Source organism: Cellulomonas sp. P4_H4, assembly GCF_056400865.1.
Genome location: NZ_JBFUKL010000008.1, coordinates 94,612 through 111,461, shown reverse-complemented (window position 1 = coordinate 111,461; position 16,850 = coordinate 94,612). Strand labels below are relative to the sequence as shown.

14 protein-coding genes are annotated in these 16,850 nt (G+C 71.3%); 1 reads left to right on the top strand and 13 read right to left on the bottom strand.

Annotated elements, in window-relative coordinates:
* Positions 1 to 139 precede the first annotated feature (139 nt).
* Entirely contained in the window at positions 140 to 3,679 is a 3,540-nt protein-coding gene (gene dnaE / locus AC1DPN_RS18670; RefSeq protein ID WP_477086276.1) for a DNA polymerase III subunit alpha, read from the bottom strand.
* Between the two features lie 81 nt (positions 3,680 to 3,760).
* Entirely contained in the window at positions 3,761 to 4,252 is a 492-nt protein-coding gene (locus AC1DPN_RS18665) for a GNAT family N-acetyltransferase (RefSeq protein ID WP_477086275.1), read from the bottom strand.
* Positions 4,253 to 4,612: 360 nt separating this feature from the next.
* Between AC1DPN_RS18665 and AC1DPN_RS18660 the strand changes: the two genes are divergently transcribed.
* Entirely contained in the window at positions 4,613 to 5,746 is a 1,134-nt protein-coding gene (locus AC1DPN_RS18660) for a right-handed parallel beta-helix repeat-containing protein (protein ID WP_477086274.1), read from the top strand.
* A gap of 21 nt (positions 5,747 to 5,767) precedes the next feature.
* Here the strand turns inward: AC1DPN_RS18660 and AC1DPN_RS18655 are convergent, their stop codons facing one another.
* From AC1DPN_RS18655 to ftsW, 11 genes are all read right to left on the bottom strand, one after another.
* On the bottom strand, positions 5,768 to 6,706 hold the full coding sequence (locus tag AC1DPN_RS18655) for an RluA family pseudouridine synthase (RefSeq protein ID WP_477086273.1): 939 nt from the start codon (positions 6,704 to 6,706) through the stop codon (positions 5,768 to 5,770).
* Entirely contained in the window at positions 6,699 to 7,349 is a 651-nt protein-coding gene (lspA, locus tag AC1DPN_RS18650; RefSeq protein ID WP_477086272.1) for a signal peptidase II, read from the bottom strand. Before lspA ends, AC1DPN_RS18655 begins: the two co-directional genes overlap by 8 nt.
* Positions 7,350 to 7,369: 20 nt before the next feature.
* Positions 7,370 to 7,831 (bottom strand): TraR/DksA family transcriptional regulator, encoded by a 462-nt coding sequence (locus AC1DPN_RS18645; RefSeq protein ID WP_477086271.1) that lies wholly within the window; start codon positions 7,829 to 7,831, stop codon positions 7,370 to 7,372.
* A gap of 202 nt (positions 7,832 to 8,033) precedes the next feature.
* Positions 8,034 to 8,717: a DivIVA domain-containing protein gene (locus AC1DPN_RS18640; RefSeq protein ID WP_477086270.1), complete on the bottom strand. Its 684-nt coding sequence runs from the start codon at positions 8,715 to 8,717 to the stop codon at positions 8,034 to 8,036.
* 133 nt (positions 8,718 to 8,850) lie between these two features.
* Positions 8,851 to 9,135, bottom strand: a complete 285-nt coding sequence (locus AC1DPN_RS18635; RefSeq protein ID WP_477086269.1) for a YggT family protein — start codon at positions 9,133 to 9,135, stop codon at positions 8,851 to 8,853.
* Between the two features lie 3 nt (positions 9,136 to 9,138).
* On the bottom strand, positions 9,139 to 9,636 hold the full coding sequence (locus tag AC1DPN_RS18630; RefSeq protein WP_477086268.1) for a cell division protein SepF: 498 nt from the start codon (positions 9,634 to 9,636) through the stop codon (positions 9,139 to 9,141).
* 169 nt (positions 9,637 to 9,805) lie between these two features.
* Positions 9,806 to 10,522, bottom strand: a complete 717-nt coding sequence (gene pgeF, locus AC1DPN_RS18625) for a peptidoglycan editing factor PgeF (RefSeq protein ID WP_477086267.1) — start codon at positions 10,520 to 10,522, stop codon at positions 9,806 to 9,808.
* Positions 10,523 to 10,527: 5 nt separating this feature from the next.
* The gene (ftsZ, locus tag AC1DPN_RS18620) at positions 10,528 to 11,784 is read right to left on the bottom strand and encodes a cell division protein FtsZ (protein WP_477086266.1); all 1,257 of its coding nucleotides are present in this window, start codon (positions 11,782 to 11,784) and stop codon (positions 10,528 to 10,530) included.
* 217 nt (positions 11,785 to 12,001) lie between these two features.
* On the bottom strand, positions 12,002 to 13,027 hold the full coding sequence (locus AC1DPN_RS18615; protein WP_477086265.1) for a cell division protein FtsQ/DivIB: 1,026 nt from the start codon (positions 13,025 to 13,027) through the stop codon (positions 12,002 to 12,004).
* Complete coding sequence (gene murC / locus AC1DPN_RS18610) at positions 13,024 to 15,588, bottom strand: UDP-N-acetylmuramate--L-alanine ligase (protein ID WP_477086264.1); 2,565 nt, start codon at positions 15,586 to 15,588, stop codon at positions 13,024 to 13,026. Before murC ends, AC1DPN_RS18615 begins: the two co-directional genes overlap by 4 nt.
* A complete protein-coding gene (gene ftsW / locus AC1DPN_RS18605) occupies positions 15,581 to 16,831 on the bottom strand; it encodes a putative lipid II flippase FtsW (RefSeq protein WP_477086263.1) in 1,251 nt (416 codons plus the stop codon). The genes murC and ftsW overlap by 8 nt, the downstream gene beginning before the upstream one ends.
* Positions 16,832 to 16,850 lie beyond the last annotated feature (19 nt).

Genomic DNA, 16,850 nt, shown 5'->3' with positions numbered 1-16,850 from the left:
TGGTCGCGTCCTCGGGCGTGAGCTGGACTCGGTGGCCCGTCGCGACTCGGTCGTGGCGGGCCACCAGTGGGTTGGGACGTCGTCTCGGACGCCAGGAGCGACGTCCGCCGCCCGGGCCACGGGTGGCTCGCCCCGTTGGTCAGGACGCCAGGCAGCTAGGCCCGAGCAGCGCCTTGAGGTCCCCGAACAGCGACGGTGAGCGCTGGACGCGCAGGCCGTGGTCGAGCCGCATGATGGTCGCCCGGCCCGGCTGCGTGAGCCGCAGGTGGACCTCCGTGACGCCGGGGTGGGTGGCCAGCACCTCACGGAGGCGCTCGACGACTGGCGGCGTGCAGCGGGCTACCGACATCGAGACGACGACGGGCGCGTCGGCGGCCTGGCTCACGTCGGGCAGCGAGACCTCCATGGCCTGCAGCTGCATCGTCTCGTCGCGACGCCGCACACGGCCCCGGATCACGACGACGGCGTCCTCGGCCAGCGCGGTGGAGTACGCCAGGTAGGTCTCGCCGAAGAACATGATCTCGACCGAGCCCTCCATGTCCTCGATCGTCACGGCGGCCCACGGGTTGCCCTGCTTCGACATCTTGCGCTGCAGCGAGGTGATCAGGCCGGCGACCACGACGGTGGAGCCGTCTGGGCGCGCCTCGTCGGCGAGCAGCGTGGCGATCGAGACGTCGGCGGCGGCCGCGAGCACGTGCTCCAGCCCGGACAGCGGGTGGTCCGACACGTACAGGCCGAGCATCTCCCGCTCGAACGCGAGCCGCTGCTTCTTGTCCCAGTCCGGCAGGTCCGGCACGACGACGGCGAAGCCCTGGGTCGGGTCGTCGCCGCCCATGAGGTCCGCGAACAGGTCGAACTGACCCTCGGCCTCCTTGCGCTTGACGCCGATCACCGAGTCGACGGCTTGCTCGTGGACGAGCAGGAGGGCCCGGCGCGGGTGGCCGAGCGAGTCGAACGCGCCCGCCTTGATGAGCGACTCGATGGTCCGCTTGTTGCAGACGACGGCCGGCACCTTGTCGAGGAAGTCCGTGAACGAGGTGAACTCGCCCTTCTCCTCGCGGGTCCGCACGATCGCGTCGACCACGTTGGCGCCGACGTTGCGCACCGCGGTCAGGCCGAACCGGATGTCCTTGCCGACGGCCGTGAAGTTGGCCGACGACGAGTTCACGTCGGGCGGCAGCACCGTGATCCCCATGTGCCGCGCCTCGCCGAGGTACAGCGCCGACTTGTCCTTGTCGTCGCGCACGCTGGTGAGCAGGGCCGCCATGTACTCGGTGGAGTAGTTGGCCTTCAGGTAGGCGGTCCAGTACGAGATGACGCCGTACGCCGCCGAGTGCGCCTTGTTGAAGGCGTAGTCGGAGAACGGCAGCAGGATGTCCCAGAGGGTCTGCACCGCGGCCATCGAGAACCCGCGCTCGACCATGCCGCCCGAGAAGCCCTCGAACTGCTTGTCCAGCTCGGACTTCTTCTTCTTGCCCATCGCGCGCCGCAGGATGTCGGCCTGACCGAGCGAGTAGCCGGCGACGCGCTGGGCGATCGCCATGACCTGCTCCTGGTACACGATCAGGCCGTACGTGGTGCCCAGGATCTCCGCGAGCGGCTCCTCGAGCTCCGGGTGGATCGGGGTGACGGGCTGCGCGCCCGTCTTGCGCAGCGCGTAGTTCGTGTGCGAATTGGCACCCATCGGGCCGGGGCGGTAGAGCGCGCCGACGGCCGAGATGTCCTCGAAGTTGTCGGGGCGCATGAGCCGCAGCAGAGAGCGCATGCCGCCACCGTCGAGCTGGAACACGCCCAGGGTGTCACCGCGGCCGAGCAGCTCGTAGGTCGGCCGGTCGTCCAGCGCGAGGTCCTCGAGGACCACCGGGTCCTTGCCGTTCATGACGATGTTCTCGAGCGCGTCGTCGAGGATCGTCAGGTTGCGCAGCCCGAGGAAGTCCATCTTGATCAGGCCGAGGCCCTCGGACGTCGGGTAGTCGAACTGCGTGATGACCGCGCCGTCCTGCGGGCGGCGCATGATCGGGATGATGTCGATCAGCGGGTCGCTCGACATGATGACGCCGGCCGCGTGCACGCCCCACTGACGCTTCAGGCCCTCGATGCCCTTGGCGAGCTCGACGACACGCTGCGCCTCCGGGTCGGCCGCGTGGACCTGGCGGAACTCCTCGGCCTCGTTGTACCGCTTGTCGGCCGGGTCGAAGATGCCCGTGAGCGAGATGTCCTTGCCCATGATCGCCGGCGGCATCGCCTTGGTGAGCTTCTCCCCCATCGCGAACGGCATGCCGAGCAGGCGCGCGGAGTCCTTGAGGGCCTGCTTGGCCTTGATGGTGCCGTAGGTGACGATCTGCGCGACGCGGTCCTCGCCATACTTCTCGGTCACGTACCGGATCACCTCGCCGCGCCGGCGCTCGTCGAAGTCGACGTCGAAGTCGGGCATCGACACGCGATCGGGGTTGAGGAACCGCTCGAAGATCAGGCCGTGCTGCAACGGGTCGAGGTCGGTGATCCGCATGGCGTACGCAGCCATGGAGCCGGCACCGGACCCACGACCCGGGCCGACGCGGATGCCGTTGTTCTTGGCCCAGTTGATGAAGTCGGCGACCACGAGGAAGTACCCCGGGAAGCCCATGTTCGTGATGACCTCGGTCTCGAACTCGGCCTGCTTGCGCACGTCGTCGGGGATCCCGTCCGGGTAGCGCACGTGCAGGCCGGTCTCGACCTCCTTGATGAACCAGCTCGTCTCGTCCTCCCCGGCCGGGACCGGGTAGTTCGGCATGTAGTTGGCCGACGTGTTGAACGTGACCTCGCACTGCTCCGCGACGACGAGCGTGTTGTCGCAGGCCTCGGGGTGCTCGGACCAGATCTGGCGCATCTCCTGCGCGGACTTCACGTAGAAGCCGTCGCCGTCGAACTTGAACCGGTCCGGGTCCGTCAGGGTCGAGCCGGAGTTGATGGCCAGCAGCGCGTCCTGCGAGCCGCGGTCCTCCCGCTTGACGTAGTGCAGGTCGTTGGTGGCCAGCAGAGGCGCGCCGATGGTCTCGGACAGCCGCAGCAGGTCCTTGATGACCCGGGTCTCGATGTCGATCCCGTGGTCCATCAGCTCGATGTAGAAGTACTCCTTGCCGAAGATGTCCTGCAGCTCGCCGGCGACACGGACGGCCTCGTCCCACTGGCCCAGCCGCAGGCGCGTCTGGATCTCGCCCGACGGGCACCCGCTGGTCGCGATCATGCCCGCGCTGTAGCGCTGCAGCAGGTCGCGGTCCATGCGGGGCCACTTGCCCATCTGACCCTCGAGCGAGGCGAGCGACGAAGCGCGCATCAGGTTGTGCAGACCCTCGTTGTTCCGGGCCAGCAGCGTCATGTGCGTGTACGCGCCGCGTGCCGAGACGTCGTCGGACTCCTGGCCCTGCTGGCCGAAGCGGACGCGCGTCTGGTCGAAGCGGCTGGTGCCCGGCGTGACGTACGCCTCGACGCCGATGATCGGCTTGATCCCGGCCGACGTGGCCTTGGACCAGAAGTCGAACGCGCCGAACAGGTACCCGTGGTCGGTGGTCGCGATGGCCGTCTGACCGAGTCGCTCGACCTCCGTGAACAGGTCGCCCAGGCGAGCCGCGCCGTCCAGCATCGAGTACTCGGTATGCACGTGGAGGTGGACGAAGTCGGAGCCTCCAGCAGATGCCATGGGGGCGATCTTACGTCGCTCCACCGACACCCGACGGTCACCACTCCGCCGCCCCGCGGGTGCCGACGGCGAGTCCGACGGCTATCGCTGCGGCGTGTCGCTCGACCGCACGATCTTGACCGCGTCGCGGTGCCAGATGTTCTCCGAGAGGTACCGCTCGGGCCGCGCGACGTATCCGGCTCGCTCGTAGAAGCCGATGGCCTGCTCCTGCGCGCTGAGCTCCACCGACACGCTGCGCGCCCCGTCGACGACGACCCCGTACCGCGCGAGGGCCTCGGTCTCGAGCGCCGTCATCAGGAGCGCGCCGACGCCAAGACCGCGAGCCTCCGACAGCACCGCGACACGACCGATGTGCGCCGGCTCGTCCGCGTGGTGCGGCGCCAGCAGACGCGCGGTGCCCAACGCACTCCCGTCCGACGAGAGAGCCACGACGTGCAGCGTCGCCGGGTCGTCGTCGAGGTCGTCCATCTCGACGTCCGCGTCGACACCCTGCTCGTCGACGAACACCGTCATGCGGATCGCGGTCATGGACGCCCGCAGCTCGTCGCTGTCGACGGTGAGGATCCGGATCACGCGAACGCGTCCTGCCGCGTCGCCCGGCCGTCGGAGCGGTCGCCGACGGGATCGAGACGTACGAGGTCGGATCCCCCAGCCAGTGCCATGCGCGCGATCTTACGTCGCCCTGTCGACCTCTGACCGCGGCGCTGCATCGCCGATTTCACCCGGGCATATCAGCCCATACCGGTTGTTTTCGGGCACGAGAGGCGAGCACGCTCGACCGAACGGGCGTCGTCGCCCGCGTCGTCAGGGGGCTGTCGCGGTGCAGCTTCAGAGTGCGCACTGCCTTCCTGATCCCACCGTCGCCGAGACGGTGGTCGCGCTCACAGATCTGCTGAAGCTCGGCCCACGCCACACGTCGCCGCACGACTTCACATGCCCGTCGACAGCACGATCCACGCCCCGGAGGTTCTCATGCGCGTGACCGCCGTCCTCTCCAGCCTTGCGCTCGCCAGCGCCGCGGTAGTCGTCGCGACCCCGGCGAGCGCCGATCCCCCACCCACCTGCGGCTCGACGCTCACCGTCGACACGGTGCTGCTGGCGGACGTCGTGTGCGCTGGTCCGGGACTGACGCTGGCCCCCGGCGTCGACCTCATCCTGAAGGGTCACACCTTGCGAGGAACCGCCGGCGGCGTCGGGGTGTCGGTCGCTTCCGCGGGCGACTCGACCGTGACGGACGGAACGCTGCGAGGCTGGGACACGGCGCTGGCCACCTACGCGATCCCCGACGTCTTCCCCGGCCCGCTCCACATCGCCGGTGTGTACTTCACGCAGAACGGCACCGGCGTGGACGCGTCCGCCCTGGACAGCACCGGCCTGCCCTACACCAAGGACACGACGATCGTCGGGTCGACGTTCAAGGGCAACCGCCAGGTCGGGCTGTTCTCCATCTATCCCGCAGCCTTCGATGTCTCGTACACGACGTTCGCCGACAACCGGCAAGGCGTGTCCACCGCCGGCGTCGCCACCGTGACGAACTCTCAGTTCGCACGCAACGGCGAGGCCATCGTCGTGGCCGAGAACAACGTGACGATCGGGCGGTCGACGTTCACCGACAACCCGGTGGCCGTGGCCAGCTCGCCCTTGGCCGTCTTCGGCAACGTCACGATCACGAACAGCCGGTTCACGGGTTCCGCCACGGCCGTGGACGCCGCGCACGCGGCCGCCCGCATCTCGGGGTCGAAGTTCGTCGACAACACGACCGCCGTCTCGGTCGGCATGTCCGGACCGACGATCGTCTCGAACGTGTTCACCCGCAACCAGACCACCGTGAAGTTCGTCGAACCGGAGTGGAGCGCCGCGCTCGTGCAGGGCAACACGTTCCTGCGGAACGACGACGGTCTCGTTGTCGACGTGACGTCGGACGCCGTCCTGTCGGTCGGCGGCAACGACGCCCGAGACAACATGGGGTGGGGCATCCACGTCCCAGGCGCCGTCGACCTCGGCGGCAACACCGCGCGGGGCAACGGCAACGAGCCGCAGTGCGTCGGGGTCGTCTGCACGCCCTAGACGCTCACCGCCACCGCAGGGCTACGCGTAGCCGTCCTGCAGCGTCGCCAGGGCCTGAGCCAGGTCCTGCGGGTACTCGCTGCTCAGCTCGAGCCACTCGCCCGTGCTCGGGTGGTGGAAGCCGAGACGCATGGCGTGCAGCCACTGCCGTTCCAGGTGCACCCGCGCAGCCAGCGTGGGGTCGGCGCCGTACGTGATGTCGCCGACGCACGGGTGCCTCAGCGCCGCGAAGTGCACGCGGATCTGGTGCGTCCGGCCCGTCTCCAGGTGCACCTCGACCAGCGAGGCCGCCGGGAGCATCTCGAGGACCTCGTAGTGCGTGACCGAGGGCTTCCCCTCGGCGACCACGGCGAACTTCCAGTCGGAGCTCGGGTGCCGGCCGATCGGGGCGTCGATCGTGCCCGTCGTCGGCTCCGGGTGCCCCTGCACGAGGGCGTGGTAGACCTTCTCGACCGTGCGCTCCTTGAACGCGCGCTTGAGCACCGTGTACGCGTGCTCGCTCTTCGCGACGACCATCAGCCCCGACGTGCCGACGTCGAGCCGGTGCACGATCCCCTGTCGCTCGGCCGCTCCGGACGTCGAGATGCGGTAGCCCGCGGCGACGAGGGCGCCCACGACGGTCGGACCGGTCCAGCCGGGCGACGGGTGCGCCGCGACGCCGACCGGCTTGTCGATCACCACGACGTCGTCGTCGTCGTACACGATGACCATGCCCGGCACGGGCTCAGCCACGATCTCGATGCTCGCGGCCGGGGCGACGTCGGGGATCTCCACCTCGAGCCACCCGCCGGCCAGCAGCCGGTCGGACTTGCCGAGCTCCTTGCCGTCCAGGTGCACCCCACCGGCCGCGGCGATCTCCGCCGCACGCGTGCGGGACAGCCCCAGCAGCCGCGACAGGGCCGCGTCGACGCGTTCGCCCACGAGCCCGTCGGGCACGGGCATCGCGCGCGTCTCAGGCATTCTGCTCGGACGTGCTGTTGGAACCCTCGGTGGGCTCGGCTCCCCTGGCTTCAGCCCCGCCGGACTCGACCTCGCCGGGCTCGGTCTCGGTCTCGGTCTCGTCGCCGTCCTTCGCATCGCGGGTGCCGTCGATGTGCACGCCGGTCGCCGCGAGGACCACGATCATGATCGCCGCGACGACGATCGCGATGTCGGCGACGTTGCCGACGAACACGTTCCAGTAGGCGATGAAGTCGACGACCCACCCGCGCGCGAACGAGGGCTCACGGAAGAGCCGGTCCATGAGGTTGCCGAGCGCCCCGCCGAGGAGGAGCCCGAGCGCGATCGCCCACCCGCGCGACCCGATCCTGCGGCTCGCGCGGACGATGAACACGATCACGCCGATGGCCACGAGTGTGAGCAGCCAGGTCATCCCGGTGCCGATCGAGAGCGCCGCGCCCGAGTTGAAGACCAGCTCCAGACCGAGCAGGTCACCGATCAGGACTCGACGAACGCCCTCGTCGAGGTTGTCGAGCGCCCACACCTTCGACAGCTGGTCCAGGACCAGGACGACGGCGGTGATCGAGAAGAGCAGGATCAGCAGCCGGCGCCGGCGTGGGCTCGCCGAAGGCGCGACAAGATGGTCGTCCGAGGTGGTGGGCACCGCAGGAGTCTACGTGCGCGTCAGCGCCGTTCCTCGCGCTGCTTGCACTCGACGCACAGGCTCGCGCGCGGGAACGCCTGGAGGCGTGCCTTGCCGACCGCGCGTCCACACGACTCGCAGGTCGCGAACGTGCCTGCGGCGATACGTGCGAGTGCGCGCTGCGTCTGGGACAGCAGGTCCCGCGTGTTGTTGACGAGCGTGAGCTCCTGCTCACGCTCGAGCGCCGACGAGCCTGAGTCGGCCTGGTCGTCGCCCGCTCCGTCACCAGAGTTGCGCAGCAGGTCGGACAGCTCGGCGTCAGCGGCGGCGAGCTCGCTCGTGAGGCGGTCGATGTCGCCCGTGAGCTCCTCGGAGATGTCCTTGACCTCGCGAACCGTCCAGGGCTTCTCGCCTTCACGGACCGGCAGGCCGCGCACGATCTTGGCCAGCTCCTTGGCGTCGCTGCTGACGTCGATCGCGCTGAGTGCGTCGTTGATGGCCACGAACGGGCCCCCCTGTCCTCGAAGTCACGTGACTGTATGCGGGTGTCGCAGCGGACACAACACACCACGCCGGGTGAAACCCGGCGCTCCGCTCAGAGCGGACGCGCCAGGACATACCCGGCGTGGCATGGTGCGGTGAACCCGACCTGACCTGTAGAGATGCTGCGGCGGACGCAGTGGTGCAGAGCTCGACGGGTGGCCGTCAGAGGTTCTGTGCGTCTCCGACCGGCTGCGGCTGACCGGAACGGGGCGGGAGCGCGTTGCCCCGGTTGTCCAGGTCGCCGAGCAGGTTCTCGAGGTAGCTCTTGAGGCGCGTGCGGTAGTCCCGCTCGAACACCCGGAGCTCGTCGATCTTGCGCTCCAGGAGGGAACGCTCCTGCTCGAGCTGGCCGAGCGTGCGCTGCGACGTCTCCTCGGCCTCGCGCACGATGCGGTTCGCCTGGCTCTTGGCCTCCCCGACGAGCCGGTCGGACTCCTCCTGGCCGCTGCGCACGTAGTCGTCGTGCAGCTTCTGCGCCAGGGCGAGCATCCCGGTGGCCGACTCCGGCTCGCTGGCGCGGGGCGCCTCGGCGACGGGGGCGACGATCGGGGCCGGCGCTGCCACGGGGGCCGCGACGACCGGCGCGGGGGCCGGGACGGGCTCGGGCGTGGGCTCGGGCTTCGGGGCCGGGGCTGCCTGCTGAGCGCCAGCGCGGCTCAGCTCGGCGATCCGGCGCTCCGCCGCAGCGAGCTTCGTCTTGAGGTCGTCGTTCTCCCCCTGGATGTCGCGGAGGGTGTTCACGACCTCGTCGAGGAAGTCGTCGACCTCGTCCTGGTCGTACCCTTCGCGGAACTTCGTGGCCTGGAACTTCTTGTTCAAGACCTCGTCTGCAGTCAGCAGGGCCATCGTCGTCACCTCTGTCGGTCGAGCCTGTTGGTCGAGCTAGTGGGTCCGGCGGCAGTCCACCGACCGCCTCGGGCCACGGTAGCGGAGATTGCCACTGGTGCACGCCCCTGCGACACGCCCACGGACGGGTGGATCAGAGCGCCGCGAAGACGCGCATGAGGATCAAGCACAGGATGAACAGCACCATGAACGCTAGATCGAGGCGCACCGAACCGATCGTGATCGGCGGCAAGATGCGCCTGAGCGCCTTCAAGGGCGGGTCCGTCACCGAGTAGGTCACCTCGGCGATCACCAGGGCGATGCCTGACGGGCGCCAGTCGCGCGCGAAGAACTGGAGCCAGTCGAGGACCAGTCGGACCAGCATGATCAGGAAGAAGACGAGAACGATGAAGTAGAGCAGCGATCCGACGAGATGCACGCGTCAGCTCTGGTTGTAGAAGCCTGCGCGCGTCGGCTGCTCGGCCGGCGCGGCGGCCTCCCCGGCGACCTCGACGTGCGCCGGCGAGAGCAGGAAGACCTTGCTGGTCACGCGCTCGATCGCACCGTGCAGGCCGAAGATCAGACCCGCGGAGAAGTCGACGAGACGCTTGGCGTCGGCGTCGTCCATGTCCGTCAGGTTCATGATCACGGGCGTGCCCTCACGGAACGCCTCGCCGATCTTGCGCGCGTCGTTGTAGGACCGCGGGTGGATCGTCGTGATGCGGCGCAGCTCGCCGGCAGCGGCAGGCGTCGCGACGACCCGGCTCGTCTGGGCGGGCTCGGCCGAACGCGTCGGGCGGTGCAGCGGCGTGACCTGGGCCTCGTACTCGGTCGGCACGGTGACCTCCCCGTCGTCGTAGTCCTCGAGGTACTCGTCGTGCTCGGCCCTGTCGTCGGCCAGGCCGAGGTACAGCATCGTCTTGCGCAGCGCTCCGGCCATCGCCTTGGCTCCCTCCCCGCATTCCTGCGGACCAACCCCGGAGCCCGGCGCCAGACCCTGTCGGGTCACGAATTCGCTGATGGGCTCCCTCTGCCGGTCACGCTAGCAACGGGCGCTCGCCGAGCACGTCGCGACACGCCCGAGGAGTCGAGCGTTCCCCAGCCCGGGCTCAGGGCGGCGGGCGCACGACACCTGCGAACCGGCCGGTCCGGGCCGACCGGCGGAACGAGAACAGGTCGCCATCCGTGTAGGTGTCACGCTCCGAGACGCGCACGTCCCGGACCCCGAGACCGCGCAGCACCGCGACGACGCCGGCAGGCAGGTCGAGCGCCGGCGTTCCCCAGGACGTGGTCGCCGCCGTCTCCGGCACGATGTCGGCCACCTCGTCGCGCAGCTCGGCCGGCACCTCGTAGGACCGCCCGGAGATCGCGGGCCCGCTCGCCGCGCGAAGGCGGTCGACGTCGGCGCCGGCTCCGACCATCGCGGACACCGCCGCCTGCAGGACTCCCGAAGCCAGGCCGCGGCGTCCGGCGTGCACCGCTGCCACGACTCCGGCTTCCGGGTCCGCGAGCAGGACGGGGACGCAGTCGGCCACGAGCACCGCGACCGCGACGTCGGGCGAGGTCGACACCAGGGCGTCGGCGTCGCCGACCTCACTGCGCTCGGACAGGATCACGACGCCGGTTCCGTGGACCTGCGTGGCGTACGCGACCGGAGCTCCGACCCAGTCCTCCAGCACCGCTCGGTTTCGCGCGACGACGTCGGGCTCGTCGCCGACCGCCAACCCGAGGTTGAGCGACTCGTAGGGCGGTGCGCTGAACCCGCCGCGCCGCGAGGTGAAGCCGGCGCGGACCCCGTCGCCGAGGTCCACGCTCTCGACGAGCATCCCGGCTACTTGAGGAAGTCCGGGACGTCCAGCTCGTCGCGCTCACGGTCGCGCCGCGGGGCGTCGTCCGTGAAGATGCGCGGGACCTCGAGCGCACCGGTGATCGGCGTCGGCTCGGCCTCCGTCGAGAGGAACGCGGGCACGTCGGGCTGACCAGCGAGGCCGGCGTAGGCGCCGACCGGGACCGGCACCTCTTCGCGCTCGACGACGGGACGAGGCGTCGGGACCTGCGCGGGCGCAGCAGCCGGACGGGCGACAGGGGCCGAGTTGCCGGAGACCTGGCCGAGCGCCCGCGCGTCGCGGCGGATCGTCGGAGAGCCGCTGTCGAAGCCGGCAGCGATGACGGTGACGCGCACCTCGTCGCCGAGGGCGTCGTCGATCACGGCGCCGAAGATGATGTTGGCCTCGGGGTGCGCCGCCTCCTGGACCAGGCGGGCGGCCTCGTTGATCTCGAACAGGCCGAGGTCGGAGCCGCCCTGGATGGAGAGCAGGACGCCGTGCGCGCCGTCGATGCTGGCCTCGAGCAGCGGCGAGGAGATCGCCATCTCGGCTGCCTGCACCGCGCGGTCGTCGCCCCGGGCGAAGCCGATGCCCATCAGAGCGGACCCGGCACCCTGCATGACCGACTTCACGTCGGCGAAGTCGAGGTTGATCAGGCCAGGAGTGGTGATGAGGTCCGTGATCCCCTGCACACCCGAGAGCAGCACCTGGTCGGCGGAGTGGAACGCGTCGAGCACCGACACGGACCGGTCCGAGATCTGCAGGAGGCGGTCGTTCGGGATGACGATGAGCGTGTCGACCTCGGCGCGGAGCGCCTCGATGCCGGAGTCGGCCTGCACCGAACGACGGCGCCCCTCGAAGGTGAACGGGCGCGTGACCACACCGATGGTCAGCGCACCGAGCGAGCGAGCGATGCGCGCGACGACGGGTGCGCCGCCCGTGCCGGTGCCACCTCCCTCGCCCGCGGTCACGAAGACCATGTCGGCGCCGCGCAGGACGTCCTCGATCTCGTCCTTGTGGTCCTCGGCGGCCTTCTTGCCGACCTCGGGGTCCGCGCCGGCGCCCAGGCCGCGCGTCAGCTCACGACCGATGTCGAGCTTGACGTCCGCGTCGGACATCAGCAGCGCCTGCGCGTCCGTGTTGACGGCGATGAACTCGACACCCTTGAGGCCGACCTCGATCATGCGGTTCACGGCGTTGACGCCGCCGCCGCCGATGCCGACGACCTTGATGACCGCCAGGTAGTTCTGCGGAGCTGCCACGGTGGGTGCCTCTCGTTCTGTTGCGTTCGGTGCCGGTTGCGGCACGGGCCGCAGGATCCGTCCGTGGCGACACGCCGCGACCGGGATGAAACCTTCACCCTCTACTTGAGGGTTATAGTTATGTCAGGTTCTGTTGTCAGGCGTGACGCTAGGTCGCACGTCGGGCACTATCAACGACCGCGCTGCGCGTGTCGGGACTTGCCGACGAATCTCGCCCTCACTTGGTGATGGGAAGGCGCGGGGCAGACACGTCGATGACCGTGGAGCCCGCCGCAGCCGGTGAGGCCCGCAGCGCGCCGAGGACCGCGATCTTCAGGGGCGTCTCGTGCGCGCTCCCCCAGTCGACCCGCACGCCGTCGCGCAGCTGCATGGTCACCGTGTCCTGCGTGCGCGCCGAGACACCTTGCACCTGCGCGAGCAGGTCCGGCGGCAGCTGCTCCAGGACACCGAGCACCGCTGCGAGCGTCCTCTTGTCGCCAACAGGGACGTCGACCACGGGCAGCCCGGCGGGTGCCGCGTCGACACGGCCCACCTGCACACCGTCCTGGTCCAGCAGGGCGAAGCCCGGCGTCGTGGCCGAGCTGCTGTCGGCGTCGTCGGGCACGGCCGCGACCGGCTCGCGCGCCACCAGCGTGACGGTCAGACCCGTGGGCCAGGCCCGGGTCACTCGTGCCTCACGGACGCCCGGCACGTCGAGCAGGTCGTCGCGGAGCGCCACCGTGTCGAGCCGGGGCAGCGGGGTCCCGGCGTGCGCTGCGACCACGGCCTGCACCTGGTCGACCGCGACGACCGTCCCGGCTCCCTCGACCGCGACCTCGACGGGGTCGAGCGCCAGGACCGGGGACGCGAACAACAACCAGCCGAGCCCGACGACCGCGACGGCGACCGCCACGGCGATGACGAGCTGGCGACGGGCCAGGTTGCGACGGGCTCGGGCCCGCTCGGCGAACCTCGCGGTCGAGCTCGGGGACACGACCGGCGGCGCGACCGGTCCACCGAGGCTTCGCGAGCGGCCGGCGGCGTAGGTGGTCACGGACCGGCCGAACGCGTCGGGCTCCGCGCGGGGCGTCGGGACAGGGGTCGTGGGCTTGGGGGACGGTGCAGCCTTCGGGGGCACCTTGGCCGCGGGGGCCTTGGCGGCAGGCGCCTCGGGAGCCGGCGGCGGCGGTGTCGGGCGGGCCACTGGCCGGGCCGGCCGGGTCGGGGCAGGGTCCCGCGGGGCCGTGGGCCGCGACGGGCTCATGCAGAGCCCCCGGCGAGCAGGTCGAGCGCCACCGGCCCGAGGAGCGTCACGTCCCCGGCGCCGACCGTCAGCAGGAGGTCGCCGGGCCGTGCCGCCGCGACGATCGCCCGCGCCGCGTCCTGCCGGTCCGGGACGAACGTGGCCTTGCCCGCGGTCGGCACGCGGTCGACGATCAGGGCGCCGGTCACCGACGGGTCCAGGTCCTCGCGTGCGGCGTAGACGTCGGTCACCACCACGACGTCGGCCAGGTCGAACGCGGCACCGAACTCGGACGCGAACGTCCGGGTGCGCGAGTACAGGTGCGGCTGGAAGAGCACGAGCACCCGGCCCGCACCGGCGACGGAGCGTGCCTGGCGCAGGAGCGCGGCGACCTCGGTCGGGTGGTGCGCGTAGTCGTCGACGACGCGCACGCCGCGCGCGGTCCCCCGGTCCTCGAACCGGCGGCCCGTCCCCCGGAAGGACCCGAGCCCGGTCGCGGCCGCCACCGGATCGGTACCGAGCCGGCGGACCGCAGCCCAGGCTCCCCCCGCGTTGAGCGCGTTGTGCGCGCCCGGGACCGCGAGGCGCACGGTCAGCACACCGTCGGGCGTCGTCAGGTCGACGCTCCAGGCCGAGCCGTCGGGCCGCAGGTCGCCCACGACGACGTCGGCCGTCGGCGACGTGCCGTAGGTGACGACGTCGACCTTGCGCGCAGCGAGCTGGGCGCGCGCCCGGTCCACGAGTCGCACGGCTCCCGCGTCGTCGGCACACGCGACCAGCGCGCCACCGGGCCGGATGCGCTCGGCGAACGCGACGAACGCGTCCTCGAACGCCTCCGCCGAGCCGTAGTGGTCCAGATGGTCCGGCTCGACGTTGGTGACCACCGCCACCAGGGGCGAATACGCGAGGAACGAGCCGTCGGACTCGTCGGCCTCCGCGACGAACGCCCGTCCGGCGCCGTCGTGGCTGCCGCCCAGCGGCCCACCGGTCCCGAGCACCGTGCCGCCGATCGCGAAGGACGGATCGGCACCCGCGTCGAGCAGGGCGGTCGCGACCATCGCGGAGGTCGTGGTCTTGCCGTGCGCGCCGGCGACCGCCACCGCGTCCCGGCCCACCATGAGCGCGGCCAGGGCCTCCGAGCGGTGCAGCACGCGGATGCCCCGCTCGCGTGCTCGGGCGAGCTCGGGGTTGGTCTCGCGGACGGCGGACGAGACGACGAGCGTGTCGACACCGTCGACCAGCGCGGCGTCGTGACCGACGTGGACCGTGACGCCCGCGTCGCGCAGCCCGGGCAGGGCGGGTCCGTCGGCGGCGTCGGAGCCGCTGACCGACAGGCCCCGGGCCGCGAGCAGCGCAGCGACGGCAGACATCCCCGCACCCCCGACACCCACGAGATGCACACGCCCGAGCTTCTCGGCCGCCAGCTGCTTGGGTGCCCGGGGATTCGGCGGGAGCTCTGCCTCGACGAGACGGGCGACGCGGGCGGCCGCGTCCCGCACGCCGACGCTCGCGGCCGCGCGACCCATGCGACCCCGCGTCTCGGAGGCGGAGTCCCCGACCAGCAGAACCGGCAGGTGCGCGAGCAACCAAGCAGGGTCGAGGTCCTCGTCGTCGACCAGAAGCCCGCCGCCGGCCGCGACGACCGCCGCCGCGTTGAGCCGCTGCTCCCCGTTGCCGACGGGGAGCGGCACGTAGACCGCAGGGATGCCGAGCGCTGCCAGCTCGCAGACCGTGCCCGCGCCCGACCGACCGACGACGACGTCAGCGACGGCCAGCGCGAGGTGCATCTCGTTGAGGTACTCGCGCACCTGGTAGCGCTCGGCCCCGGGGACACCGTCGAGCGCGGCGCGGACCGCATCCGCCTTGCCGGCGCCCGTCAGGTGCAGGACCTGGACGCCCGCGGCGAGGAGCTCGCGCGCCGCGCCCGCGACCGCCGTGTTGACGCTCACCGCGCCGAGCGAGCCGCCCGAGACGAGGAGCGTCGGCAGGGCGGGGTCGAGCCCGAGCTCCGCGGCTGCCACGGCGCGTGCGCCGTCGGCGTCGGCCGAGCGCTCGGCGAGCAGGCGGGCGATGGGCGCGCGCAGCGGCAGGCCCGTGAGCTGGGCGCCGGGCAGGGCGGTGCCGGGGAACGTCACCGCGACCGACTTCGCCCACCGGGCACCCCACCGGTTCGCCAGGCCCGGGCGCGCGTTCGCCTCGTGGATGACGACGGGGATCTGCCGACGACGGGCGGCCAGGTACGCGGGCGTCGAGACATAGCCGCCGAAGCCGACGACCACCTGCGCACCGGACTCGTCGATCGCGGTACCCGCCGCTCGGACCGCGGCGCGCAGCCGCCCGGGCAGGCGGAACCAGTCGAGGGTCGGGCGGCGTGGCAGCGGCACCCGTGGGACGAGCGCGAGGTCCAGCCCGTGCTCCGGCACGAGCCGCGCCTCGAGGCCCTGCGCGGTACCGAGGACGGTCAGCCGGGCGTTGGGGTGCCGCCGGCGCAGCTCGTCGGCGACCGCGAGCAGCGGGTTGACGTGACCGGCCGTCCCGCCGCCGGCAAGGAGCACCGACGGAGGTCGGCGGTCGTCAGCCACGGGACCGCCCGATCACGGCGAGCGACCGGCGGACCACGCTGGGCCGGGCTGCGAGCGCCTCGGCCGCACCGGGCTCCGAGCGCGCGAACGCGATGAGCACGCCGAGCGCGGCCATGGTCATGATGAGTGCGGACCCGCCGGCCGACACGAGCGGCAAGGGGACGCCGATGACCGGCGCGAGGCCGATCACGACGGCGATGTTGACGATCGCCTGGCCGATGATCCAGCACAGGATCGCGCCGGTCGTGATCTGCACGAACGGGTCCTTGTGGCGACGGATGATCCGGATCATGGCGAACGCGAGCAGCCCGAACAGCGCCAGCACGAGCAGCGTGCCGATCAGGCCGAGCTCCTCACCGAGGATCGCGAAGATGAAGTCGTTGTGGGCGGCCGGCAGGTACGACCACTTCTCCCGGCTCTCCCCCAGGCCGAGTCCGCCCAGGCCACCGCTCGCGAGCCCGTAACCGCCGTGCAGGGTCTGGTAGCAGGCGGTCTGGACGTCGCACTCGCTCGAGAGCCAGCTGAAGATGCGGTCCTTGCGGTTGTCGCTGGTCACGGTCAGTGCGGCGGTCAGGCCCGCCGCGAGCAGCCCGGCGAAGCCGAACATCCGCAGGGGAACGCCCGCCACGAACAGGGCGCCGGCGACGAGCAGGATGATCACCATCGCGGTGCCCAGGTCGTGGCCCGCCAGAATGACCCCGAGGGCGAGCCCGGCGACGGGCACAGCGGGGATCAGGGCGTGCCGCCACTGCTGGAGCAGCGGGAGCTTACGGGCCAGGACCGCGCCGAGCCACACGGCGAGCGCGAGCTTGATCGCCTCGGACGGCTGGGCGGTGATCCCGCCGATCCGCACCCAGTTCTGGTTGCCGCCGGTGGTCGCGCCGAGCCCGGGCACGAACACGAGGAGCTGGAAGACGATCGCCGCCCCGAGCACAGGCCACGCGAAGCGCTGGAAGTAGCGCACCGGCATCCGGGACAGCACGAGCAGGATCGGCACCCCGAGCAGCGCGAACTTCGCCTGGTCCAGGAACACGCCGTACGCCGAGCCGTTCTCGTCGAGGGACTCGACGCTCGAGCTCGACAGGACCATGACGAGTCCGATGACGAGCAGCAGAGCGGCAGCACCGATGAGCACGTAGTAGCTGGTCACCGCGCTGTTCCACTGCCCCAGCACCGAGCCGGGCCGGGTGGGCTCGTCGGCCGCGTTGCGCTCCCAGGCGGGTCGCGGCGTCGTGGCGGTCATGCCCGGGCTCCCTTCCGCC